Raw genomic sequence first — 24,245 nt, 5'->3', positions numbered from 1 at the left:
CACGCGAGGGATTGCGCCACACGCACTGCGCGTAACACCCGCGGAAGTGCTGCCCCACCGGCTGTACCTGGTTATGCATGTCGCGCATAACCTCTGATGAGAAGATAGCCTCTGACCTGCGCAAATAGGGGTATGCGCGGCGTGCATGACTGTTCGCGGCGACTATGCTCGCCCCGGCCCCGGCCCCGGCCCCGGCCCCGGCCCCGGCCCCGGCCCCGGCCCCGGCCCCGGCCCCGGCCCCGGCCCCGAACCTCAGTCCTCGAACAGCGCCCGGATGTCGGACTCCGCGAGCCGGGCGTCGAAGCCGCCCTCCCCGCCCACCACGGACTCGAACAGTGCCGCCTTGCGCTCCTTGAGCGCCATCACCTTGTCCTCGATGGTGTCCGCGGAGACCAGCCGGTAGACCATCACGCTGCGGGTCTGCCCGATGCGGTGCGCGCGGTCGATGGCCTGCGCCTCGGCGGCGGGGTTCCACCACGGGTCCAGGAGGAAGCAGTAGTCCGCCTGCACGAGGTTGAGCCCGAATCCGCCGGCCTTCAGGGAGATCAGGAACACCTGCACCTCCCCGGAGGTGAACTTCTCGATCGCCGCGGGCCGGTCGGTCGTCGATCCGTCGAGGTACGCGTACTCCACGCCCTCCTCGTCGAGGCGCTCGGCCGCCTTGCGCAGGAACCCGGTGAACTGGCTGAACACCAGCACCGCGTGCTTCTCCTCGAGCAGCTCGTCCAGCTTCTCCACCAGGAAATCGAGCTTGGCCACGTCCTCGACCGCGAGCTCCTCGTCGATCAGCGACGGGTCGAGCGCGAGCCGGCGCAGCATCGTCAGCGACCGCAGGATCTCGAACCGGTTGCCCTCGAAGTCGTCGAGCAACCCCAGCAGCTTCGCCCGCTGATCGGCGAGGATCCGGTCGTAGGTGTGCCGGTGCTCTTCCGAGAGTTCCACCTGTACCACGGATTCCGTCTTCGCCGGCAGGTCCTTGGCGACGAGGTCCTTGGTGCGGCGGAGCATGAACGGCCGCACGCGCCGCCGCAGCCGGGCGAGGCGGTCGTCGTCGCCGCCCCGCTCGATGGGCCGCCGGTACTCCTCGGCGAACCATGACCGCCCTGGGAACAACCCCGGCACGGTGAGTGCGGTGAGGGCCCACAGCTCCTCGAGATGGTTCTCCATCGGGGTACCGGTCACGGCGAGGGTGAAGGGCCGGTCCAGCATCGTCACCGCGGCGAACGCTTTCGACCGCGGGTTCTTCACGAACTGCGCCTCGTCGAGGATCACGCCGGCCCACCGCACGCCCGCGTACTCCTCGGCGTCCAGCCGGAGCAGCGTGTACGAGGTCAGCACGACATCGGCGCCCGCCACGACCGCGGCGATCGACGACCCGGACTTCCTCGAGGTCTCGGACACCACCGCCACCGACAGGTGCGACGCGAACCGCTTGCACTCCGCCGCCCAGTTGCTCACCACGGAGGTCGGCGCGACCACCAGGAACGGCCCGGGTCGCGCAGGGCCCGCGGTTTCGTGCGCCCGGCAGATCAGCGCCAGCGTCTGGACCGTCTTACCGAGACCCATGTCGTCGGCCAGGATCCCGCCGAAGTCGTTGTCGTACAGGAACGCCAGCCAGTCCAGGCCGTCCCGCTGGTACGGCCGCAGCTCGGCCTTCAAGGTCGACGGTGCCTCCTGCCGCGCGAGGTCGCCCGCCGTCAGGGCGCCGACCCGGCGCGACCAGTCACCGTCGAACTCCGTGGCGTCGGCGAGGTCGGCGAGGTCGTCGACGAGGCCCGCCTGGAACCGGCTGATCCGCAGCCCGTCCCGATCCGGCGCGCCCGGCCCGGACCCGGCGGCCCGACCCGCGCGCCGCGCGCCGCGGGCGGGCAGGTCCCGGGCCTCACCGATGAGCTCGCGGAGCCGATCGAACCGCTCACCGTCGATCCGCGCGAGCACGCCGCCGGGCGTGACCAGGGTGTCGTGGCCCGCGGCGACGGCGGTGAAGACGTCCCGGAAGGGGACCTCCTCGCCGTCGACCTCGACGGCCACCTCGAGGTCGAACCAGTCCGTCGACGGATTGTCGGAGTCGCCGCGCACCCGCACGGACACCGAGGCCGAGCTCTCCGCCCAGCGGAACCCGGGATCGTCGACGACCTCGACGATCACCGCCGGCACCGACCGCAGCACCGGCGCGACCTCGGCCAGCCAGACCGCGGCCTCGGTGCCGCGGTAGAAGCCCTGCGAGTGGTCGACGCCCACGGCGGCCTCGCGCAGCGACACCGCCATCGCGCGGGTGATCCGCTGCTGCCCGACCGCGTCCGCCAGACCCGCCGGCTCGCGCCCGAGCGTGTAGTCCCGGACCTCGCCGCCGACAGTGTACCGCCACTTCCAGTCGACCTCGAGCTCGGCGGCCTCGGGGAAATACCGTGCGGTGCACAGCAACTCGGGCCCGAGCACCTCGACCTCGCCGACCAGTTGCTCCGGGTCGCGGACGGGCGCGACCGCCGCGAGGTACGGCAGGTACTTCTCGCGCAACTGCGGGACGGCCGCGGCCGGGACGACCACGGGCGTGAAGCGGCGCAGCGCGCCGGTGTGGTTCGGGGACAGCGGCGGCTCGAGCGGCGCGAGCCGCAGCACGTCGCCGTCCTGCTGGAACACCCCGAGGGCGCGGTGCGCGCCGAGCAGCCCGCCCGTGAAGGGCCGCGGACCGTCGCCGAAGTCGACCTCCCGGTCCAGCTCGACGCTCCCGTCCGAGGATCGCGCCACCAGCCCGAGCCGCGTCGGCGGGCCGAGGATCACGCTGCCCCGTGCCTTCTTCAGCAGCAAGGGGACGCCCGCGTCGCGGACGGCGCGGAGCTGGTCCCAGAGCAGCGGCGTGTCGACCATCCCCAGGTCGGCCCAGGCGTCCACGCCGTACAGCGACCACGTGATGAGCTGCGCGAGCGGCGCCAGCGCGTCGCGCTGGGCGGGGGAGACCCGCGGCGCGGTGGCGATGGTGCGCCACCGCACGTCGCCGGCGACCCAGGACCCGTCGCGCATGCCGGGCGTCGCGAGCCGCACCTGCAGCCGCTGGCCGGAGACGACGCCGCGTTCGTCCACGTCGAACTGCAGCGCGACGGGCAGCACGGCGGCGCTCGTGCGCGGGGTGTGGGGGAGCAGGGCCTCGAGCTGCCGCTCCCAGGGGTCGGGCTGCTCGACGACGCCGTCCTCGACGTCCTCCGCGGTGAGCTCGAGCAGCAGGGCCGCGCCGTGCTTGCAGTTCATCGCGACGGGGCAGGTGCAGTGCGAGCGGACGGGTCGCCAGCGGTCGCCGGCGGGCGCGATCCAGACCTTGGTGTCGTACTCCCGGGAACCGGCGACGACGCCGGTCACCAGGTGCTTCTCGTCGTCCCACTCGAGATCGCCGATGAGGCCGGTGCCCACGTACTCGCCCGCCCGCCGGACGGTCGGCCCCCCGAAGAATCCGATCAGGTCCTCGGGGGTGAACGAGGGCCCTCCGCCGGTAGTCGCTGCGCTCATGGTCAAGCGGACAGTCTACCGCGCGGCGGTGGACGCCCGCAGAACTCACTCGAAGGGCACGGGCGGGAGCTTCACCACCTGGGCGGCGTAACTCAGGCCGGCGCCGTAGCCGAGCAGCAGCGCGGTCTGGCCCGGCTTGGCCCGGCCGGTGGAGAGCAGGTCGTCCATCGCCAGCGGGATGGACGCGGCGGAGGTGTTGCCGGTGCGCTCGATGTCGTCGGCGATCACGGTGTGCTCGGGCAGGTGCAGACTGCGCGCGAGGAGCTCGTTGATCCGCGAGTTCGCCTGGTGCGGGACGAAGACCTCGATGTCGGCGGCGGTGACCCCCGCCGCGTCCATCGCGCGCTGCGCCGCCCCACCCATCTCGAACGCTGCCCAGCGGAACACCGCGGTGCCCTCGAGCCGCAGGTAGGGGCGGTTCGCGTGGTCGTCACCGTCGAGGAAGGTGATCCAGTCGATGTCCTGCCGGATCGCGTTGAACTGGGTGCCGTCGCTCCCCCAGACGACCGGCCCGAGCTGCTGCTCCTCGGTCGGGCCGACGATCACCGCGCCCGCCCCGTCGCCGAAGATGAAGCAGTTGCCGCGGTCGGTCATGTCCATGCTCACGGACAGCTGCTCGGCGCCGATCACCAGCACCCGGCGCGCGCTGCCGCCGCGCACCATGTCGGCCGCGATCGCCATGCCGTAGCCGAAGCCGGCGCAGCCGACGGTGACGTCGAAGGCGGGCACGCCGTTCGCGCCGAGCTCGGTGGCGACCTTCACGCCGGCGGCCGGCGTCTGCAGGTAGTGGGTGTTGGTGGCGACGATGACCGCGTCGATGTCCGCGCCCGTGAGCAGGGCGTTGGCCACGGCGCGCCGCCCGGCTTCGACGGCCATCTCGACGACCGACTCGTCGCGCCGCGCGAACCGCCGCGACCTGATCCCGGTGCGGGTGTAGATCCACTCGTCGGACGAGTCGATCTTCTCGCAGATCTCGTCGTTGGTGACCACGCGCTCGGGGCGGTACGAGCCGATCCCCAGCAGTCCGATCGTCCGCGTCCCGGTCGCCTCCGCGAGAGTCGTCATCCGTGCATCCCCTTGCTCGTCGCGGCATCACCGAACTGAGACCCGCATTGATGACAGTTTGCTATTCAACACAGGACGGCGCAAGAGTTCAGGCGGAAACGGGCAGCTCGATCCGCGTCGTCGCCCCGTCGGGCGCCCGCAGGAGGACGGTGGCCGCCAACGCGCGTCCGGGCGGGACGGCGCGCGCCGTCACCGATCCGACGGGGAGCGAGTCGACGGCGTCGGCGATCCGGTCGCGGATGGCGTCGGCGACCGGTGTCGCCAGGTCGCGCAGGCCGCCGTCGTCGAGGAGTACGACGTCGACGCCCCGGCGCCGGGCCCGGTCCGCCGCGTCGGCGATGCGGGGCGAGAGCAGGCCCGGGGCGCGCACGGAGTCCCGCAGCCGCGCCTCGACGATGCGGCACTCCAGCCGTTCCGCCGCCGTCAGCGGGACGCCGGTCGCGAGCCGCTCGAGCATCGGGCGCGCCTCCCGGTCGAGGAAGTCGCGCTGCCGGCCGCGCACCTCCCGGGCGGTCTCGGCCGCGGCCTCCGCCGCGCGCCGCTCCCTGGTCCGCGCCCGCATCACGAAGGTCCACCGCGCCACCGGCCGGAGCGTCAGCGCGAAGAACGTGGCGGTCAGGGTCACCGTCGCGCTCGGCAGGCAGCGCAGCACCCCGTCGAGCGCCCCGTGGCCGCGGGTGACGGCCCACCAGACCACGACGGCTCCCGTCAGCGCGACCGACGCCCAGGTCGTGATCGCCCGTCCGCGCACCGCGAGGTAGGAGGTGAGGACGGCGCCGGCGCCGATGGGCCAGGTGGTGAGGGCGAAGGCGTAGTCGGCGGGCAGGAAGGGGAACACGCTCAACGCCGCGACCGGGCCGCCCGCGGCGACGACGAGGGTCCATCGCCACGGCAACGGATCGCCGGGGGCGCGGACCAGCACCATCGCGCCGAGCAGGAGACCGACGATGCCGATGACCTGCGGCCACGCCGGATCCAGGTCGGCGCGTGCGTACCACGAGAGGACGGCGAAGGTCGCGACGATCGCCCAGGCCAGCGCGGTCGCGCCCCGGTGCCGCATGCCGATGATGTCTCGGACGTCCTGGTCGTTCCTCATCGCGCCCACCGGACCGTCACGACGGTGCCCGCGCCCGGCGCCGATTCGACGGCGGCCGCACCGCCGGGGATCGACCGCATCCGGCCCAGGATGCTGCCCGCCACGCCGAGCCGGTCGGGCGCGACGGTGCGCGGGTCGAATCCGACGCCGTCGTCGCGGACGACCACACTGAAGCCCGATTCCTCGAAGACGGCGTCGACCGAGGCACGGTCGCCCGTCCCGGCGTGCCGCTGCACGTTGCGCAGCGCTTCCGCGGTCGCGGCGATCGCTCCCGTCAGTGCGTCCGACGGTACGCGTCCGGCGTCCGGATCGACCTGCGCCGACCACTGCGCGTGGGGCGCGCTGCGGCCGACCGCGGCGCCGAGAGCGGCTGCCGCTGCGCCCGCGGTCGCGTCCGCCCGATCGCTCGGGCCCTCGTAGTCGTCGACGGCGGTGAGCACCGTCCGGGCGTGCTGCGCGATCGCCGGGGCGTCGTCGATGCGGGTCGCGGCGAGCAGTGTCGCGATCACGTCGTCGTGGACGAGGGCGGCGAACCGCTGCTGCTCGTCGCCGCGGGCCTGCGCCGAGGCCTCGGCGGCCGTCGCCTCCAGGGCCTCGGCCTGCGCGAGGTCGAGCCGGCGCCCGGCACGCCACGCGACGATGGATGCGGAGAGGAACACCGCGGTGAAGACCAGCGAGAACAGCAGCGCCGGGACGTACGGATCGTGGGAGGCGCCCACCCGGTGGTTGAGCAGCACCGTGCCGACCACGACGACGACGCCGTATCCGGTGGCCGTCGCCGGACCCACGGGCATCGCGACGGCCATCGCGGCGAGCGCGGGGATGTAGTAGAGGAAGTGGTCGCCCGGCAGCTGCAGGGGGCTGATCGCGTCGGCGATGAGCCACAGCAGCACCGCGGCGAGGTACGCGACGCCTGCCACCAGCGCGGCCCGCCCGATGACTCGACGGTGCGCGCGGGCGAAGCTCGCGGGTAGCAGGGCGGCGCCGGTGCCGAAGACCGCCGGCGCGGTGACCGCCGTGAGCCACGGCGCGACGCGCCACGCGTCGAGCACGGACGGGAACGTGGTGACGAGGTCGAACAGGTAGCCCGCGGCGATGAATCGAGCGAACACCCTGGTCAGTCGCTCGTCGGCGCCGGCCGGCCCCTCGGGCACCGTCGGCGGGACGGCCCCGCGGGTCCCCGCTGTCAGCGCGACCATCGCCGCCTGCGCGGCGCCTGCAGGAAGCCGTCCTCGACGGCCCGCTGGTACATGTGCAGCTTGGTCTCCGCCGGGCGGCCCTGCACGGCGTACTTGGCGCGGATCCGGTCGATGTAGCTCTCGACGGTCTTGGGGGAGAGCGCGGTCAGCTCGGCGACGCGGGCGGTGGTCTCGCCCGACGCGTACAACGCGAGGACCTCCCGCTGCTGTGGGCTCAGCCCCACGTCGGAGAAGTCCGGGTCGCCGTCGATCGCCGCGGCCCATTCGGTGGTCACGACGGGGCGTTCGTCGGCGGTGTCCCGCACGGCCTGCACGAGCTCCGCCCCGCTCACCGTCTTCGGCACGATGCCCCAGACGCCGCACCGGGCGGCCTGGCGCGCGAGGTACGGATCGGTGTCGAAGCTGCCCGTGTACACCAGGACCCGGGACCCGGCGGTGTGCAGCTTCTCGATGTTCGCCTCGGGCGCGGTGCCGTCGGCGAGGAGCAGGTCGAGCACCACCACGTCGGGTCGGCCGCGGGCGAGGAGCTCGTCCACGCTCGGCGCGTGGCCGACGAACGCGAGGTCGTCGACGGCGGCCAGGCTGGCCTCGAAGCCGAGCACGATCAGCGCGTGATCCTCGACGATGCCCACGGTGTGCGTCGCACGGTTCGCCGGCTGTTCGACGACCGCGTCCGATTCGGTCATGGGAGAAACATACGCCGCCGCCGCGGAGCCGTCGGGGACGAGTGAAAGATCGTGCCGGATCGTCTGTTTCGTTGTCCTTGGGTAACGGTGAGGGGGTCTTCCCCGGCGGGACGGACCCGCTTTCGGGGCCGGCGTCCCGTCGCTAGCGTCGACGGTGGCGAAACCGCCGGATCCGGCGAGGCAGGGGTGGAGTCATGACCGCAGCGATGATGACGAGAGCGATGGACGAGCCCGAGCCCGTCTGGCTGACCGAGCGGGAGGTCGAAGTACTGCGGGCGTGGCTGTGCACGGAGAGCAAGGCGTCCGCGGCGCGGGAGCTGTACATCGCCGAGTGCACCGTGGCCGAGCACGTCGCGCGGGTGCGCGCGAAGTACGTCGCCGCGGGTCGGCACGCCACCACCAAGACCGCCCTCGCCGCGCGCCTCCTGCAGGACGGGCACGTCCGGCTCGACGAATTGCGCTGAGCCCGAAGATCATCCCTCGCCGAGCAGTGCCGCTCGCATCGACCCGACCTGTGCGCGCAGCGCCGTGACCACCGCGGCCACCTCGCGGCGCTGCGCCGCCTCGGGCCGCACCACCATCCAGTACTCGAGCTGGACGGACACCTCGTCGGGCAGCACCCGCACGAGGTCGGGGCGGCCGTCGGCGAGGAAGCAGGGGAGCAGTCCGAGTCCGGCCCCGGCGCAGGTGGCCTCGACGTGCACGAGCACGTTCGTCGAGCTCAGCCGGTCCGCCATGCCGGGGACGAGCACGCGCGCGAGGTCGAGGTCGTCGACCGTGAGCATCGAGTCGATGAAGTAGACCAGCGGCCGGCCCGTGAGCTCCCGGGGTCGCTGCGGCGTCCCGTCGGCCTCGAGGTAGCCCCGGGAGCCGTACAGGCCGAGCCGGTAGGGCGCGAGGAGTTCGGGCTCCACCCGGTACGTCTCGGGCCGCCCCACCACCACCTCGATGTCCACGCCGGAGCGGGTCGACGGTGCGCGGCGCGTCACGGTCAGCAGGTCGACGGACAGCCGCGGGTGCGCCCGGCCCAGCGTCGCGATCGCGGGCGCCACGACCCGCGCGCTGAACCCGTCGGTGGCGGCGATCCGCACCTTCCCGTGCAGGTCGTGGTCGGTGTCGGCGTCCAGTCCGTGCAGCACGGCCTCGATCCGCTCGGCGGCCCCGACGGCGGTCCGGCCGAGGTCGGTGAGCTCCCAGCCGGAGGCGGCGCGGGCCAGCAGCGGCCCGCCGAGCGTCTGTTCCAGCGCGGCGACCCGGCGCGACGCGGTGGTGTGGTTGATGCCCAGGACATCGGCCGCCGCGGTGTAGCGGCCGGTGCGGGCGACGGCGAGCAGGGTGAGCAGCCCGTCGGCGCTGGGGTCAGACGTGTGCATGGATGCAGATCCGATCGGCGATCGTGGGCATTGTGTCTGCGATTTTATCCATACATACTTCGTGAAACATGGCGTGGATCACATCCCGATCCGGCTATGACTCATCACACAAGGAGTAGGTATGGCGCAGTCCGACCTGGAGCGGCCCACGGGGCTGCGCAAGATCGTCGGAGCATCGATGGCCGGAACGGTCGTCGAGTGGTACGAGTTCTTCCTCTACGGCACGGCCGCGACGCTGGTCTTCAACAAGATCATGTTCCCGCAGGGCGGCAGCCCCTACGACCAGATCATCGCCGCCTTCATCACCTACGCGGTGGGTTTCGCGGCGCGGCCCGTCGGCGGCATCGTGTTCGGACATCTGGGCGACCGGTTCGGCCGCAAGAAGCTCCTGCAGGTGTCGATCGTGCTGGTCGGCGCCGCCACCTTCCTCATGGGCTGCCTGCCGACCTTCGATCAGGTCGGCTATCTGGCGCCGACTCTGCTGGTGCTGCTGCGCTTCCTGCAGGGCTTCGCGGTCGGCGGTGAGTGGGGCGGCGCCGTGCTGCTCGTCGGGGAGCACAGCCCGAACCGATCGCGCGGTTTCTGGGCGTCGTGGCCGCAGGCCGGCGTTCCGGGCGGCAACATCGTCGCCACCGTCGTCCTGCTGATCCTGACCAGCGTGCTGTCCGAGTCCGACTTCCTGGCGTGGGGCTGGCGCATCGCCTTCTGGCTGTCGGCCGTGATCGTGCTGGTCGGCTATTACATCCGGACCCAGGTCGACGAGTCTCCGCTCTTCCAGGAGGCGCAGAAGGAGATCGAGGCCGAGAAGGCGGTGTCCTACGGCGTGCTCGAGGTGCTCAAGCGCTACCCGCGCGGCGTGCTCTCGGCGATGGGCCTGCGGTTCGGCGAGAACATCTTCTACTACCTGCTGGTGACCTTCTCGATCACGTACCTCAAGCTCGTGGTGAAGATGAGCACCACGCACATCCTCACCTGGCTGCTCATCGCGCACGCGGTGCACTTCGTCGTGATGCCGATGTTCGGCGCGCTCACCGACCGCGTCGGCCGCAAGCCCGTGTACTGGGTGGGCGCGGCGCTGTCGGCGACGTGGGGCTTCTTCGCCTTCCCCATGTTCGACACGGGCAACAACGCCATGGTGGTCACCGCGATCACCATCGGCCTGGTCTTCCACGCGATGATGTACGCGCCGCAGCCCGCGATCATGGCTGAGGCCTTCCCCACCCGGATGCGCTACTCGGGCGTCTCCCTGGCCGCGCAGGTCACCGCGGTCGTGGCGGGCTCGCTCGCCCCGATCATCGCCACGAAGCTGCTCAAGGCCTACAACAGCTCTCTGCCGATCGCCTTCTACCTCGCCGGCGCGTGCCTGATCACCTTCATCGCCGTGTTCTTCGTGCGGGAGACCCGCGGCATCAGCCTCTCCGATGTCGATGCGCAGGACCGCGCGATGCTCGACCGCGCAGCCGCCGACCTCCAGGTCAAGGCGTGAAGGCTCTCGTCACCGGCGCGGCCGCGGGGATCGGGGCCGCCGTCGCGCGCCGGCTGGCCGCCGACGGTGCCCACGTCACCGTCGTCGATCGCGACGGTGCCGCGGCCGCCGGGGTGGCCGCCGAGATCGGCGGGTCCGCGCTCGAGCTCGACCTGACCGACACGGCCGCGCTCGCGGACCTGCGCCTCGACGTGGACGTGCTCGTCAACAACGCCGGCGTGCAGCACGTCGCGCCGATCGAGGAGTTCGATCCGGCGTGGTTCCACCGCATCATGGTGCTCATGCTCGAGGCGCCCTTCCTGCTGACCCGCGCCGCGCTGCCGGCGATGTACGAGCGCGGCTCCGGCCGGATCGTGCACGTCTCGTCCGTGCACGGGCTGCGGGCGTCGAAGTACAAGGCGGCCTATGTCGCCGCCAAGCACGGCGTCGAGGGCCTGTCCAAGGTCACGGCGCTCGAGGGCGGCGAGCACGGCGTCACCAGCAACTGCGTGAACCCCGGCTACGTGCGCACGGCGCTGGTTGCGAAGCAGATCGCGGAGCAGGCCGCCGCGCACGGGATCACCGAGCAGCAGGTCACCGACGAGGTCTTCCTCGCCCGCCCCGCGATCAAGCGCCTCATCGAGCCCGACGAGGTCGCCGGTCTCGTCTCCTGGCTCTGCTCGCCGGCGGCCGCGATGGTCACCGGGGCGTCGTACACCATGGACGGCGGCTGGGCCGCGAACTGAGCCGTGCCCGACGGTGCTCGTCACCGGGCCGGAGCCGGGGCTGGAGGCGGACGGTGTTCCGGCGAGCCATGCGCTCCGCGCATGGCTGATATTTTCCCAGCTCAGGTATGGTTTTCTGAGGTCGGGGCCATGCACTTGACTCAGTGTCACTCTGGGATCTACCGCGGCACGCTCTGATCGGATTCGATCTGGTCTTACCGGGTCTGCGGTGGTTGGGTTCAGTTCACCGGGCATCTGGCTCCATGCGCGTCTGCCGCCCCGATCAGGGCTGGTCACCATGCGTTTTGCCGGTGCCTGGTGGACTGGAACCGACCGGCGTGACTTGATAGGAGCGTGGCACCGCCCCCACTGAGATGTGTCCGCCGGCCGGTCCAACCTTCCACCTCAACAAGGGAGGCAACCATCATGGTTGTAGTTGGAGCCGATGTACACAAGCGAACGCACACCTTCGTCGCCGTCGATGACGTCGGCCGCAAGCTCGCAGAGATAACCGTCCCTACCACCACGGTCGGGCATCAGAAGGCGATCCGCTGGGCCCGCAGCGCATTCGGAACCGGCCTGACCTGGGGGATCGAGGACTGCCGGCAGATGTCGGCCCGCCTTGAACGGGACCTGCTCACCGCCGATCAGCACGTCGTACGCGTCCCGGCCAAACTCATGGCCCACGCCCGCGCCTCAGCACGCACCCGCGGCAAATCCGACCCCATCGACGCGCTGGCGGTCGCCCGCGCCGTGCTCCGCGAACCCGACCTGCCCGTCGCCTCGCACGATGAGCAGTCCCGCGAGCTCAAACTACTCACCGACCGCCGCGAGGACCTGGTCAAGATCCGCACCGGCATGATCAACCGGCTGCGCTGGCGAATCCACGAGCTCGAACCCGGCCGGGAACCCAAGCCACGGAGCATGGACCAGGCCAACCACCGGGCCGCGCTGCGCGCCTGGCTCACCGGCCAGCCGGGAACAGTCGCAGAATTCGCCCTCGACGAGCTCACCGACATCGACCGACTCACAGAGCAGATCAACCAACTCGCCAAACGGATCGGAAAAGCCACGGCCGCAGCAGCTCCCACGCTCCTGGAGATCCCCGGATGCGGCGAGCTGACCGCTGCGAAGATCGTCGGAGAGACCGCCGGCATCGCACGATTCCGCAGCGAAGCCGCCTACGCCCGGCACACCGGCGTCGCACCGATCCCTGTCTGGTCAGGCAGCACCAACGGACGCGTCCGGATGACCCGCACCGGCAACCGACAACTCAACTGCGCCCTGCACCGGATCGCGATCACCCAGATCCGCATGCCCGACAACCGAGGCCAGATCTACTACCGCAAACGCCTCGCCGCCGGCGACACCAAACGCGAAGCCCTCCGCTGCCTCAAACGCCGCCTCGCCCGCACCGTCTTCAACACCCTCAAAACCGACCACGCCACCACCACCGGAGGTGAACTTCCCGCCGCCGCTTGACATAGGAGAAACGCATGGCTCCCGTCCCATCGTTCGACGGTGCGCCTGCGCCGCCCTCCCTCGCGCCGCAGTGCTGTGCCGAAGTGCCGTGTCAGGTCCCCGCTCCGTCGTCCCCCGCGCGACGCCGTGCCCCCCCCAGCCGGCGTTCGGTCCCCGGTGAAACGCCGGGCGCTCGGTGGGGGAGCCGTCGTCCCCCGCGCCGCGTTCGCGCTCGCAGGCGATCGGCCCGTGCCGGTTGGAGGCAGCGGGACGGTGGGCACCGTCGGGCCGAAGACGGAGGGGTATTCGCGCAGTGAATAGCCCTCCTGCCAGAAACATCCCCTGACCTGCGCGAACCCAGCCATGCGTGGCGCGCATGGCTTTCAGGAGCAACCACATGCCCGCGCGGCGCCGCGAATCGGGCGCACCGTACGTCGTGGCGCGCCGTCCTGGCAGTCTCCTGGGAGGTGTGCGCCGGAGTTGGATCGGCGCTGTGCCAACGGTTACCGTACGAAGCGGCCTGTGACCAGGTATTGCCGTGGTGTATGAGGGATTGTTGATCAGTGGGTGTGGACCAGACGATGAGCGAACGCGGCACCGAGCCGGCGGGTACTGAGCCCACCCCGGCGGCGGAGCCCGCGGCCCCCGCGAAGCCGAAGCGCAAGGGCGGGCATCTCTACGAGCTCGACATCGTGCGCATCGTGACCTTCGCGGGCGTCATCTTCGATCACTGCGTCTCGGGTACCACGTTCCCGTTCAGTGTGGCGTCCAACGCGGTCCAGACGATCTTCCACTACACGCGCAACGCGTTCTTCGCGCTCACCGGATTCGTGCTGGTCTACCAGTACCGGGACCGCAAGCTGGACGCGGTCGACTTCTGGCGGCGCCGGTACAAGGCCGTCGGCCTGCCCTTCCTGACCTGGTCCGTCTTCTACTGGCTGTACCACATGTACGTCATGTGGCCGCCGGCGTTCTCCAATGTCTGGCGCACCTTCGAGACCTGGGAATCCACGAAGGCGGCGCTCAAGGTGCTCGGGTACGACCTGCTCACCGGCGACGCGTGGTACCACCTCTACTTCGTCTTCGTGACGATGCAGGTGTACCTGATCTTCCCGCTGCTGCTGAAGTTCCTCCGCTGGACCATGGGCTACCACCGGTACATCCTGGCCGCGAGTTTCGTCTTCCATCTGGTCCTGCTGCACTACATGACCAACGCCCGCCCCGAGATGTTCAACTACGGCCTGCTCGCCAAGCTGTGGAATCACCTCCCCGCCACGGTCTTCCCGTACCAGTTCTTCACGCTGCTGGGCTGCGTCGCGGCGATGCACATCGAGGGTGTCCGGGATGTGGTCGTGCGCTATCGCGGACGGGTGATCACGCTGGCGATCGGCGTGGTGATGGCGACGCTGATCGTCTACGGCTCCAAGGTCAGCATGGACGGGATGTTCCCGACCGACGCCGCGAACGTCTTCCACCCCTATGCGGCCGTCATGTTCGTCATGATCATCCTGGCCCTCTACGCAGCGGGCACGTACTGGGCCGATCACCGCACGGCCGGCTCGTTCTGGGACAGGTTCCTCAAGACCGCCTCGGACCGTTCGTTCGGCATCTTCCTCGTGCACGCGTTCGCGCTGCAGGAGCTGGCACCCACGATCCAGCGCTTCCGATTCGACGTGTACGCCCCGATCGTCACGGTGTGCACCTTCGTCGTCACGGTCTTCTTCACCGTCGCGATGACGGAGGTCTTCCGCCGCACCCCGATCAGCCTGTGGTCCACCGGCCGGAAGATGATTCCGATGGCGCAGCAGAGCCTGCCGGTCTCGGTCGGCATCGGCGTCGCGATGGTCGCCGTCGGGGCGGTCTTCTACTGGCCGCTGGCGGTGCCTGCGGGTGCGGTCGCGGTCTTCCTCGGCGCGGTCCTGCTGGTGTGGCAGGCCCTGGGCCGGACGGTGTTCGCCGGACCGGCCGGCGCTCGGCCGGCGGCTCCGGTCCAGCGCCCCTAACGCCCCAACTGCCGCAGCGCCCGGGTCGCCGCGTGGTGCCCGCACATCCCGTGCGCGGCCGGGCCGGGTGGGGTGGCGGCGGAGCAGATGTACATGCCGGGGACGCCGAGGTCGTAGGGCTGCAGGGTGATCCGGGGTCCGAAGACCAGCTGGAGCGGGTCCTTGGATCCGGTGTTGATGTCGCCGCCGACGAAGTTGGCGTTGTAGCGCGACATCTCGGTCGTCGAGCAGACCGCGGTACCCACGATCCGTTCCCGGAACCCCGGGGCGAAGCGCTCGATCTGAGCGATGATCGCTTCGGTCGCGTCGCCGGTGTAGCCGCCCGGGACGTGCGCGTACGACCAGACCGGATGGATGTCGCCCGCGCTGCGCGACGGGTCCGCGAGGTACTGCTGGCCGACCAGCACGAACGGACGATCGGGCATCCGCCCGGCGGCGATGTCGCGCTCGGTCGCCGCCGTCTCGGCGAAGTCCCCGCCCAGGTGGACGGTGCTCGACCGGCGGGCGTCGGGGTTGGTCCAGGGCACGCCGCCCTGCACGGCGAAATCGACCTTGAAGGCGCCGGGTCCCCGTCGGAACCCCTCGAACGCCCGGCGGACCCGCGCCGGCAGGACATCGCCGACGATGCCCGCCACCTGCGCGGGGTCCAGGTCGAAGAGCACGAGATCGCTGGACTCCACCTCGCGCAGCGAGGTCACCCGCACCCCGGTCTCGACGGTGCCGCCCAGCGCCAGCAGCTCGGCCGTCAGCGCGGCGGCGATGGCGCCGGACCCGCCCTCGGCGACCTTCCAGCCGTAGGCGTGGCCCGCGGAGAGCAGGCCGAGGCCGATCGCGGAGGTCATGGGCTGGTGCAGGGGCCGGAAGGTGTGTGCGGCGACGCCGCCCCACAGCGCCCGCGCCTGCGGCGTGCGGAAGGCCCGGGCCAGCAGCGAGGCCGGGAGCGGCGCGGGGGCGCCGAAGCGCGCCAGGTGGATCGGGTGCTTCGGGACACGGAGCAGGGGCGACAGGATCGCCGGGCCGACCTTGTCGATGTTTCGGACGGTGCTGTCGAACAGGGCCTTCCACAGCGCACCGTCGGGTCCCATCCCGGCGGCCGTCTCGTCGACGGTGCGCCGCAGCACCCCCGCCGTGCCGTCGTCGAGCGGCTGCACGCAGTCGATCTCGGCCGCGAGCCAGCGCAGTCCGTGCCGGGCGAGGTCGAGCGAGTTCAGGAAGGGTGAGCCGACGGCCATCGGATGCATGGCGGCGCAGTGGTCGTGGATCAGGCCGGGAGCCAGGGCCTCGAAGGAGCGGATGCCACCGCCGACGGTGTCGGCCGCCTCGAGGAGCGTGACGTCCACGCCCTCTCGGGCCAGGGTGATCGCGGCGGCCAGGCCGTTGGGGCCGGCGCCGACGACGGTGGCGGTGGTCATGCCGTCTTCTCCTTGTTCTCGACCGCGGGGCGGCGGTTGTTGCGGGAGGCCAGGTTCGACCAGGTGACGGTGTGCTTGGCGGGGCCGTTCGGGAGCCAGGGCTGCTCGTCGACCAGGTCGGAGAGTACCCAGGTGCCCTCCTCGACGACGCCGAGCGCGGGGTCGATCACCTTGTAGCACTGGTAGTTCTTGTGGATCGGCTGCGACTCGACCCAGACGATGAGGACCTCGCCGGGCTCGAACCCGGCCTCGTCCTGCACGGCCTTGATCATATCCTCGTTGTGCAGGTGGCCATCACCGAAGTTGAAGCCGATCAGGGAATTGCAGAGGAACTCCGCCTCGCGGACCGACCGCTGGTCGATGTCCGGTGCCACGGCGTGCAGCACGGAGAACAGGCCGCGGCCCTGGCTGTGCAGCGAGCGCCAGCCGGCGGTCATCTGCAGCGTGATCTCGGCCCACTCGGGCGGGTAGCCGGCGGCGATGAACTGGTCGACCTGGTTCGGGGCGGAGCGGGTGACCCGATTGAGCTTCTCCTCGGCGCCGGGCGCGAAGGCCCAGATCGCGGAGGCCCAGTTGCCGCCGTACTGCCGCATCGACGGGAGGAACGAGATCTTGTCGGGGCGAAGGTTTCCCAGGATCGGGAAGAACATCAGTGCTGCCGCGACGATCAGGGCGAGCCACGCGGGGGTCATGTCCCAGAGGGCGTAGCCGCGGTCGGCGGGGAAGCCCAGGAACAGGATCAGGGTGGTGTAGGAGAACATCAGGTTCCACTCCAGCGGCACCGCCAGCGGGAAGGTGGAGATGATGAACAGGTGGTAGAGGCACATGAACACGCCGGCGATGAGTGTGACCGTGTGGTTCGAGGAGAACAGCAGGATCAGCGGGGCCACGATCTCGACGACGGTGCCCGGCCCGTGCGCCATGAACCGCGCGAGCCCGGAGGGGCGCAGATCCTCGGGGTAGTTGCGGTACATCGCCTTCCGGATCCCGGAGAACGGGTTCGACGGTGCGTTGCTCACCATCGGCGGGATCACCATGACGAAGTGCTCGTTGAGCTTGGAGATGCCGGCCCCGATCCAGACGATGCCGATGATCAGCTTGAGCGCGATGATCATGTTCGTGAAGCCGTGACCGGCGGACAGCAGGGGCAGGATCGCGAAGGCGAGCATCGGGGGGATGTACTGCTCACTGCGAGCGGCGAGGAAGACCGTCTTGTCCCGCAGGCCCATCAGGATCAGCAGGACGATGGGCACGAAGAACAGTGCCGGACGGACCAGGCCCGCGGCGGTGTCGATCCCGAGGGACTGCATCGCGGTGCTGAAGTTCGAGACGTTCTGCACGCCGGGCAGGGCGATCACCAGGACGTATGAGGCGAGCAGCAGCAGGTAGAGCCCGATGTCGAGGGGCGTGCGGCGGTCGCCGGCGGTGCCGGGCACCCAGGTGAAGGGACGCAGCCGGATCGTGTTGCGCTTGGCCCAGAACAGGATTCCGCCGGTCATGGGCTTGGCCTTGCCGGCGAGCGGACCCCACGATCCGCCGATGCCGATGGTCTCGACCAGGAGCGTCCACATGACCAGCTTCTGGTAGACGATGGGCTGGTTCCACCAGCCGCCGTCGCCGACCACGGTGAATGGAGACAGGCCCGAGGTCGTGGTCGCGATGACCACGCCGAGGAAGCCGTAGAACACGACCAGTTTGAGGATGTAGATGGTGTGCACCATGTAGGGGGTGCCGAATCCGGAGCCGGCCCACTGGGTGCTCAACGTCTTGATCCGGTCGCGGAGGGGCAGTGCGAGGAATTCGTGCGGGTCGACCGCGGGGAATGTCGGGTCCTTGAAACCCATGATGATCGCTCCTTCGGTGGGTCGGGTGGATTGTCAGGCGCTGGTGGGCGCTTCGAACTTCCGCAGGGTGGGCTTGTCGAGCTTGCCGACGGCGTTCTTGGGGAGGCTCGGGAGAGTCGTGATCTCCGCGGGCAGTTTGTAGGCGGCCAGCTTGGCGGCCGCGTGCGTGAGGATCGCGTCGCGATCGAGCACCGCACCGTCGGTGAGTGCGACGAACAGGACGGGCACCTCGCCGAACTTCGGGTCCGGCCGGCCCACGACGGCCGCCTCGGCGACCTGGGGCAGTTGGTAGATCACGGACTCGATCTCCTTGGGGTAGATGTTCTCCCCGCCGCGGATGATCAGGTCCTTCGCGCGATCGACGAGGGTGAGGTAGCCGTCCTCGTCGAGGAATCCGATGTCGCCGGTGCGAAGCCGGCCGTCCACGAGGGTCTCGGTCGTGTCCTCGGGACGATTGAGGTAGCCGCGCATGACGTTCGGGCCGGAGATCACCACGTCGCCCGCCTCCCCGGCCGGCAGCACGGCACCGTCGGGGCCCAGGACCTGCACGGTCACGCCGGGGATCGCGGGTCCGACGGTGCCGGCCTTGCGGACGCCGTCGTACGGGTTCACCGTTGCCACGCAGGTGCATTCGGACAGGCCGTAGCCCTCGACGAGCGGGAAGCCGTAGCGCTGCTCCACTTTCGCGAGCAGTTCGACGCTGGCGGGCGCGGCACCGCAGATCCCGTACCGGATCGACGAGGTGTCGGGGCGGACGTCGGCCGGGAGGTCGACCAGCATCTGATAGATGGTGGGGACGGCGGAGAAGTAGGTGGGGCGGACCTGCTCGACCCGGTCGAAGAAGGTGGCGGCCTTGAACCGGCCGGCCACGGTGGTGCGGCCGCCGGCGAGCAGCGGCGACAGCGTGCCCGCCACGATCCCGTTCGCGTGGAACAGGGGCAGGATCAGCAGGCTGTGATCGTCGGCGGTCAGCCCGAGGACGTCCACGAGGGCGAGGCACTGCGCCGTCAGGTTCGCGTGGTCGAGCCGAACTCCCTTCGGGCGACCCGTGGTGCCCGAGGTGTAGATCAGCAGGGCTCGATCCTCGTCGTGCGGGTCGACGGCGGGCGCGCCCTCGGTTCCGGCGTAGAGGTCGGCGGTGAGCAGCACCGACGTGCCGAGATCGTCGGTCCGCGCGTTGTCGGTGACCAACACAACCGAGCTCGCATCCGTCGCCTGGTAGCGGATCTCATCGGTGGTCAGGACGGGGTTGATCGGCGTGACCGCCGCGCCGAGGCGCCACGCGGCGAACAGCGTCACGACGAGGTCGGCCGTGTTGGGCAGGAGCACCGCGACCACGTCGCCGCGGCGCACGCCAAGCTCGGCGAGGGTCGTGGCCGCGGCCTCGATGACCTGGTGGAACGCGGCGTTGTCGAGGGTCCGGTCGTCGTCGGCGACAGCCGGCGCCGAGGGCGCGGCGGCGGCCCGGTGTGCGGGGAGGAGTGCGAAGTGCATCGGAGGCCCTCTCAGGGGTGGAGTGTGGTCCGGCTCACTGAGAAATCTAGATCCACGTGACCGACGTCACATCGTCCGCGCAGGCCAAGGATTCCTCCGGCGTTGTCCTCGACGAACAACAGCGCGAGATCCACGGATCACCCGTCGCGCGTCGCCGCGATCGCTACGCTCGGGCTCATGTCGGCGACGGACGCGAGCGGATCCTCCGAGGGAACGGTCTCGGCGGCAGCGGCGGTGATCACCCGGATGGAGCCCCGCCTCGCCGCGGTGACGGACGCGGTGCGGGACGTGATCCTCGCGCAGATCCCGGAGCTGCGGGGTGATACCCAGCTGGTGGAGCTGCTGCGGGCCAGCGTCGAGGGCAACATCTCGACGATCTTCGCGGCGATCCGGCACGGCATCGACGTGGCGGGGGTGACCGCGCCGGTCGCCGCCGTCGAGTACGCGCGCCGGCTCGCGCAGCACGACGTGACGCCGAACGCCCTGGTCCGCGCCTACCGCCTGGGCCAGCAGGAGCTGCTGCGCCTGGTGTTCGCGGAGGTGCGGGCCGGCGGTGTCGACGCCGATACGGCGCTCGAGGTCTTCGAGGCCACGTTCACCGCGACCTCGCAGTACATCGACTGGATCTCCGAGCAGGTCGTCGAGGTGTACCGGCAGGAGCTCGACCGTTGGCGGGAGAGTCGCGAGCGGATCCAGGGCGAGCAGATCCGCAGGATCCTCTCCGGTACCGCGGATTCCCGCGGCGTCGACGAGATGAGCGCGGCGCTGCGCTACCCGCTACGCGAGCACAGCCTTGCGGTGATCATGTGGTACCCGCAGCCGGAGCTCGAGCGCGGTGAGCTGATCGGTATGGAACGCTTCCTGTTCCTCGCGGCGAAGCACCTCGGCGCCTCCTCCAAGCCGCTGTTCCTCGCGCACGACCGGCAGACGGCCTGGGGCTGGATCCCGCTGTCCGCCAGGGCGGCCGACGGTGCCGTGGAGATCCTGCGCGCCCTCGGAGCGTCCGACCGGCAGGCGCCGTCGCTCGCGATCGGCGCGCCCCGCAGCGGGGTGGTGGGGTTCGTGCGCTCGCACGAGCTGGCCGAACACGCCCGCGCGGTCGCGGTACGCGCACCGGGGGAGGACCGGGTCTCGGTGGCCAGCGGCGACGTCGGCGTCGTCATCGCCGCGATGCTGGGCGGCGATCTCTCGACGGCGGACGTCTGGGTGCGCGAGGTGCTCGGGCCGCTCGCCGAGCCCACCGAATCGGATGCGCACCTGCGGCACTCGCTGCAGGTGTTCCTCGAGGCCGGCTCCAGCTTCACCGCCGCCGCGCCGCTGCTGCACCTGCACACCAACACGGTGAAGTACCGGGTGCGCAAGGCCATCGAACGCCGCGGACGGCCGCTCGAGGACGGTCGGCTGGACGTGGAGATCGCGCTGCTGCTGTGCCGGCGATTCCCCGCGATCACGGGGCCGAACTGGCGCTGAGCGCGACGATCCGGGCGTTCTCGAGCACCCGATCCGGCGGCCGGATCTCTGCGGTGCGGATCATCGCCCGGCCGACCTCCACCGCGGAAGTGATCCGGTCGGGGATCATGCGGCGCAGCAGCGGCGCGGCGGGAACGATGACCGCGTACAGCGCCGTGTTCAGCCGCGACCGGAGCCGCGCCCCGGGCAGCGGAAGGATGATCGCGGGCCGGAACATGTACGTGCCTGTACCGAGGGCGAGGAGGGCGTTCTCGGTCTCGCCCTTGACCCGCGCCCACATCAGCCGCGACCCGGCGTCGGTGCCCGCGCCGGACACGTAGCAGAAGGCCGCTTCGGGGTTCGCCGCGAGCACCGCCCGGGCCGCGGCGATCGGGATGTCCCGGTTGGCGATCCGGTACTGCGCCTCCTGCTTGCCCGCCGAGGTGGTGCCGAGGCAGAAGAAGCAGCCGTCGTAACCGACCAGCCGGTCGGCGACCGCGGAGTAGTCGGTGAAGTCGCGGTGCTCGATCTCGCGCAGCTTCGGGTGTTCCCGGCCCGTGGTCGAGCGGGCGACGACCAGGACCTCGGTCACGTCCGGGGCCTGCAGGCACGCCTCCAGCACGCCCTGGCCGAGGAGCCCGGTGGCGCCGAACACGATGACGCGCGTCAGCCGAGCTCCTTCTGAGCACGGCGGACCAGGCCGCCGCCGATGATGAGCCGCTGGATCTCCGAGGTGCCCTCGTACAGGCGCAGCAGCCGGACGTCGCGGTAGATCCGCTCCACGGTGGTCTCGCGCATGTAGCCCGAGCCGCCGTGGATCTGCACGGCGCGGTCCGCCACGTCGCCGACCATCTCGGTGCAGTACAGCTTCGCGACCGACGGTGCGATCCGCCGGTCCTCGCCGGAGACCCACTTCGCGGCGGCGTCCCGAGCGAGGGCCCGGCCCGCCATGACGCCGGTCTGCATGTCCGCCAGATGCGCCTGGACCAGCTGGAAGTCGCCGATCGGCGTGCCGCCCTGCGTCGCGACCGCCGCGTGCCTCAGGGACTCGTCCAGTGCCCGTTGCGCAGTGCCGACCGCGAGGCCCGCGATGTGTACGCGGCCGCGGGCCAGCGAGGTCATCGCAGCGCGGTAACCGCCCTCCTCGTCGCCGCCGACCAGCGCGGATGCCGGGACGCGCACGCCGGTGAACGCGACGTTCGAGGTCCAGGCGCCCTGCTGGCCCATCTTCTCGTCGTGCGGCGCCACCTCCAGGCCCGGCGTGTCCGCGGGGACCAGGAACACCGCGATGCCCGGGCCGGTGCCGGCCTCCGCGGGCCGGGTGCGGGCGAAGGTCACGAACAGGTCCGCCGACTGCGCATTGGTGATGAAGCACTTCTCGCCGTCGAGCACCCAGTCGGCGTCCGCGCCCTCGCCGTCCCGGGCGGCGCGGGTGCGCAGTCCTGCGGGGTTCGACCCCGCGCCGGGCTCGGTCAGCGCGAACGACGCGACGACCTCGCCGGCGGCGATCCGCTCCAGCCACGTCGACTTCTGTTCGGCGGTGCCGAAGTTCACCAGGACCTGGCCGGCGATGCCGTTGTTGGTACCGAACATCGACCGCACCGCCAGCGAGGTGTAGCCGAGCTCCATCGCGAGTTCGACGTCCTGCGCGAGGTCCAGGCCGAGGCCGCCCCATTCCTGCGGGATCGCGAAACCGAAGAGCCCCATGTCCTTCGCCTGCCGGCGCAGGTCGTCGGGGATCGCATCGGCGTCGGCGATCTCCCGCTCGCGGGGGACCACGCGGGTGCGCACCCACTCCCGGACCTGGTGCAGGATCTGGGCGAAATCCTCGGCGTCGACCTCGCTCATGCGGCGGCCTCGAACAGCCAGGACATGACCAGCGCACCGGGATCCGGTACGCCGCGTACTGCGTCGCCGAGGTAGCTCGCCCGGCCGCGAGAGGCGGCGCTGTCGGCCGTGGCCGCCACGCCCCGGGCGGCCGCCTCGGCGGCGTCCGCCATGGATCCGCCGGCGGACAAGGCGTCCGCGGCGGGGGAGAGCGCATCGACCACCGTCTTGTCGCCCACCCGCGCCCCGCCGAGCTCGACGACGGCGTCGAGACCGGCCCGCACGCCGGCGGCGAAGCCGGCACCGTCGGGCTGCAGGGCCCGCCCGAGCTCCGTGAAGAAGGTCCCGAAGACGGCGCCCGAGGTGCCGCCCGAGCGCACCAGGTACGAGGTGGCGATCGCCTCCAGGACATCGGAATCCGGGCCGCGCAGGGGCAGAGGGAAGTGGCCGAGCGCGGCGGCCATGTTGGTGCCGAAGTCGCCGTCGCCGGCCTTGCGGTCGAGTTCGGTGAGCTCGTCGACCGAGCGCTGCACCCGGCCCACGAAGTCCGAGAGCCACACGTTCGGCTCGCCGCGGTCCGCGGAGTCGTCCGGCAGCGCCTGCGCGAGCGGGTCCAGGTACGACGGTGCGGTGGCCGTGTTCGGCCAGCCCGGTGCCGCGGTCGGTGCGTCCCAGAGCGCGATCAGCTCGTCGTCGAGCGGGACGACGGTCACGGAGGCGCCGGCCATGTCGAGGGCCGTGATCACGCGCCCGACGAGCGAGCGGGCGACCTCGATCCCGCGCTCGCCCAACTGTTTCACCGTCTCGGCGAAGAGCACGCCGAGCTCGAGATCGGTGACGGCCCCGAGGTTGTCGACCACGACCAGGGCGCGGTCGCCGGACTCCAGGCCGGTGCCGGGCAGGATCCGCGCGAGCAGGTCGGTGACGATCTCCTCGGCGGCGACCACCGGCCGCTCGACCCGGGCGCGCTCGCCGTGGATGCCGACGCCGAAGGCCATCTCGCCGTCGGCGAGGTCGAAGGAGGGCTCGGTCGCGCCGGGCACGTTGCAGGCGGAGACCGACACCGCCATCGAACGCGCACGGGCGACGGTACGCCGCCCCAGCGCGGCGACCTCGGCCAGCGGCGCCCCGAGATCGGCTGCTGCGCCGCAGATCTTCTCCACCACGACCGTGGCGGCGGTGCCGCGCCGGCCCGGGCCGGCCGTGTCCTCGGTGGCCACGTCGTCGTCGACGAGGACGACCTCCGTCTGTACGGCGGACGCCGCGCCGTCGGCGACCGCGACCAGCCGCCGCGCGACGGCGAAGTTCATGACATCGCCCGTGTAGTTCTTCACGATGTGCAGTACGCCGGCGCCGGTGTCCACCGCGCGGGTGGCAGCGGCGATCTGAACGGCGTTGGGGGAGGTGAAGATCAGCCCGGGGCACGCGGCGTCGAGCATGCCGGCGCCGATCATCCCCACGTGCATGGGCTCGTGTCCGGAGCCGCCGCCGGAGACCAGGGCGACGCCGGAGGCGCGCGGCGTGCGCCGCGCGACGAAGCCCGCGTCGTGCCACGCGGCGTCGGGATGGGCCGCGAGGACGCCCCGCAGACCGTCGGTGAACAGGGAGCCGGCGGAGTTCTCGAAACGCGCGCGTACCGTCACGC

Annotated in this window: 18 protein-coding genes; 6 read left to right on the top strand and 12 right to left on the bottom strand. The window is 71.2% G+C overall.

Features of this window, described 5'->3' with window-relative positions:
• Nucleotides 1-252 precede the first annotated feature (252 nt).
• The 5 genes from AXK61_RS23770 to AXK61_RS23750 form a co-directional block, all read right to left on the bottom strand.
• Nucleotides 253-3,501 carry a DEAD/DEAH box helicase gene (locus AXK61_RS23770; protein WP_068747159.1) on the bottom strand — a complete coding sequence of 1,083 codons (3,249 nt, stop codon included), beginning with the start codon at nucleotides 3,499-3,501 and terminating at the stop codon, nucleotides 253-255.
• Nucleotides 3,502-3,546: 45 nt separating this feature from the next.
• A complete protein-coding gene (locus AXK61_RS23765; protein WP_068574455.1) occupies nucleotides 3,547-4,566 on the bottom strand; it encodes a beta-ketoacyl-ACP synthase III in 1,020 nt (339 codons plus the stop codon).
• A gap of 88 nt (nucleotides 4,567-4,654) precedes the next feature.
• Nucleotides 4,655-5,662 (bottom strand): hypothetical protein, encoded by a 1,008-nt coding sequence (locus AXK61_RS23760; RefSeq protein WP_068747209.1) that lies wholly within the window; start codon nucleotides 5,660-5,662, stop codon nucleotides 4,655-4,657.
• A complete protein-coding gene (locus tag AXK61_RS23755; RefSeq protein WP_068574459.1) occupies nucleotides 5,659-6,861 on the bottom strand; it encodes a sensor histidine kinase in 1,203 nt (400 codons plus the stop codon). Before AXK61_RS23755 ends, AXK61_RS23760 begins: the two co-directional genes overlap by 4 nt.
• Nucleotides 6,849-7,547: a response regulator transcription factor gene (locus tag AXK61_RS23750; protein WP_068574461.1), complete on the bottom strand. Its 699-nt coding sequence runs from the start codon at nucleotides 7,545-7,547 to the stop codon at nucleotides 6,849-6,851. The genes AXK61_RS23755 and AXK61_RS23750 overlap by 13 nt, the downstream gene beginning before the upstream one ends.
• 194 nt (nucleotides 7,548-7,741) lie before the next feature.
• On the opposite strand from AXK61_RS23750, the gene AXK61_RS23745 reads away from it, so the two are divergent.
• On the top strand, nucleotides 7,742-8,011 hold the full coding sequence (locus AXK61_RS23745; RefSeq protein WP_068574463.1) for a LuxR C-terminal-related transcriptional regulator: 270 nt from the start codon (nucleotides 7,742-7,744) through the stop codon (nucleotides 8,009-8,011).
• 9 nt (nucleotides 8,012-8,020) lie between these two features.
• On the opposite strand, the gene AXK61_RS23740 is transcribed toward AXK61_RS23745, so the two are convergent.
• Nucleotides 8,021-8,920, bottom strand: a complete 900-nt coding sequence (locus tag AXK61_RS23740) for a LysR family transcriptional regulator (protein ID WP_068574464.1) — start codon at nucleotides 8,918-8,920, stop codon at nucleotides 8,021-8,023.
• Between the two features lie 121 nt (nucleotides 8,921-9,041).
• Between AXK61_RS23740 and AXK61_RS23735 the strand changes: the two genes are divergently transcribed.
• From AXK61_RS23735 to AXK61_RS23720, 4 genes are all read left to right on the top strand, one after another.
• Nucleotides 9,042-10,406, top strand: coding sequence for an MFS transporter (locus AXK61_RS23735; RefSeq protein ID WP_068574466.1), 1,365 nt, complete (start codon nucleotides 9,042-9,044; stop codon nucleotides 10,404-10,406).
• Nucleotides 10,403-11,131 (top strand): 3-hydroxybutyrate dehydrogenase, encoded by a 729-nt coding sequence (locus AXK61_RS23730; RefSeq protein WP_068574468.1) that lies wholly within the window; start codon nucleotides 10,403-10,405, stop codon nucleotides 11,129-11,131. Before AXK61_RS23735 ends, AXK61_RS23730 begins: the two co-directional genes overlap by 4 nt.
• A gap of 405 nt (nucleotides 11,132-11,536) precedes the next feature.
• Entirely contained in the window at nucleotides 11,537-12,592 is a 1,056-nt protein-coding gene (locus AXK61_RS23725; RefSeq protein ID WP_068747158.1) for an IS110 family RNA-guided transposase, read from the top strand.
• A 560-nt stretch (nucleotides 12,593-13,152) separates the two neighbouring features.
• On the top strand, nucleotides 13,153-14,574 hold the full coding sequence (locus tag AXK61_RS23720) for an acyltransferase (protein WP_139058076.1): 1,422 nt from the start codon (nucleotides 13,153-13,155) through the stop codon (nucleotides 14,572-14,574).
• Here the strand turns inward: AXK61_RS23720 and AXK61_RS23715 are convergent.
• Genes AXK61_RS23715 through AXK61_RS23705 form a run of 3 tightly spaced genes read right to left on the bottom strand, consistent with a single transcriptional unit; the run spans nucleotide 14,571 to nucleotide 19,324 of the window.
• Complete coding sequence (locus tag AXK61_RS23715; protein WP_068574473.1) at nucleotides 14,571-15,986, bottom strand: phytoene desaturase family protein; 1,416 nt, start codon at nucleotides 15,984-15,986, stop codon at nucleotides 14,571-14,573. The two genes, AXK61_RS23720 and AXK61_RS23715, sit on opposite strands and share 4 nt — an antisense overlap.
• Entirely contained in the window at nucleotides 15,983-17,830 is a 1,848-nt protein-coding gene (locus AXK61_RS23710; protein ID WP_068747156.1) for a DUF3556 domain-containing protein, read from the bottom strand. Before AXK61_RS23710 ends, AXK61_RS23715 begins: the two co-directional genes overlap by 4 nt.
• A 33-nt stretch (nucleotides 17,831-17,863) precedes the next feature.
• The gene (locus tag AXK61_RS23705) at nucleotides 17,864-19,324 is read right to left on the bottom strand and encodes a class I adenylate-forming enzyme family protein (RefSeq protein WP_068574477.1); all 1,461 of its coding nucleotides are present in this window, start codon (nucleotides 19,322-19,324) and stop codon (nucleotides 17,864-17,866) included.
• A 177-nt stretch (nucleotides 19,325-19,501) separates the two neighbouring features.
• On the opposite strand from AXK61_RS23705, the gene AXK61_RS25950 reads away from it, so the two are divergent.
• Entirely contained in the window at nucleotides 19,502-20,794 is a 1,293-nt protein-coding gene (locus tag AXK61_RS25950) for a PucR family transcriptional regulator (protein WP_068575290.1), read from the top strand.
• On the opposite strand, the gene AXK61_RS23695 is transcribed toward AXK61_RS25950, so the two are convergent.
• From AXK61_RS23695 to AXK61_RS23685, 3 genes are read right to left on the bottom strand one after another with little or no spacing between them, the layout of a single operon-like run.
• Nucleotides 20,772-21,428, bottom strand: coding sequence for a Rossmann-fold NAD(P)-binding domain-containing protein (locus AXK61_RS23695; RefSeq protein WP_068747155.1), 657 nt, complete (start codon nucleotides 21,426-21,428; stop codon nucleotides 20,772-20,774). The genes AXK61_RS25950 and AXK61_RS23695 overlap by 23 nt on opposite strands.
• An 11-nt stretch (nucleotides 21,429-21,439) precedes the next feature.
• On the bottom strand, nucleotides 21,440-22,621 hold the full coding sequence (locus AXK61_RS23690; RefSeq protein WP_068747154.1) for an acyl-CoA dehydrogenase family protein: 1,182 nt from the start codon (nucleotides 22,619-22,621) through the stop codon (nucleotides 21,440-21,442).
• The gene (locus AXK61_RS23685; RefSeq protein ID WP_068574481.1) at nucleotides 22,618-24,243 is read right to left on the bottom strand and encodes a dihydroxyacetone kinase family protein; all 1,626 of its coding nucleotides are present in this window, start codon (nucleotides 24,241-24,243) and stop codon (nucleotides 22,618-22,620) included. Before AXK61_RS23685 ends, AXK61_RS23690 begins: the two co-directional genes overlap by 4 nt.
• Between the last annotated feature and the right edge of the window lie 2 nt (nucleotides 24,244-24,245).

It is taken from the genome of Tsukamurella pseudospumae (genome assembly GCF_001575205.1).
Classification (GTDB): domain Bacteria; phylum Actinomycetota; class Actinomycetes; order Mycobacteriales; family Mycobacteriaceae; genus Tsukamurella; species Tsukamurella pseudospumae.
Note: the sequence above shows the minus strand (reverse complement) of the source record. Positions and strands in the feature narration are given on the sequence as shown.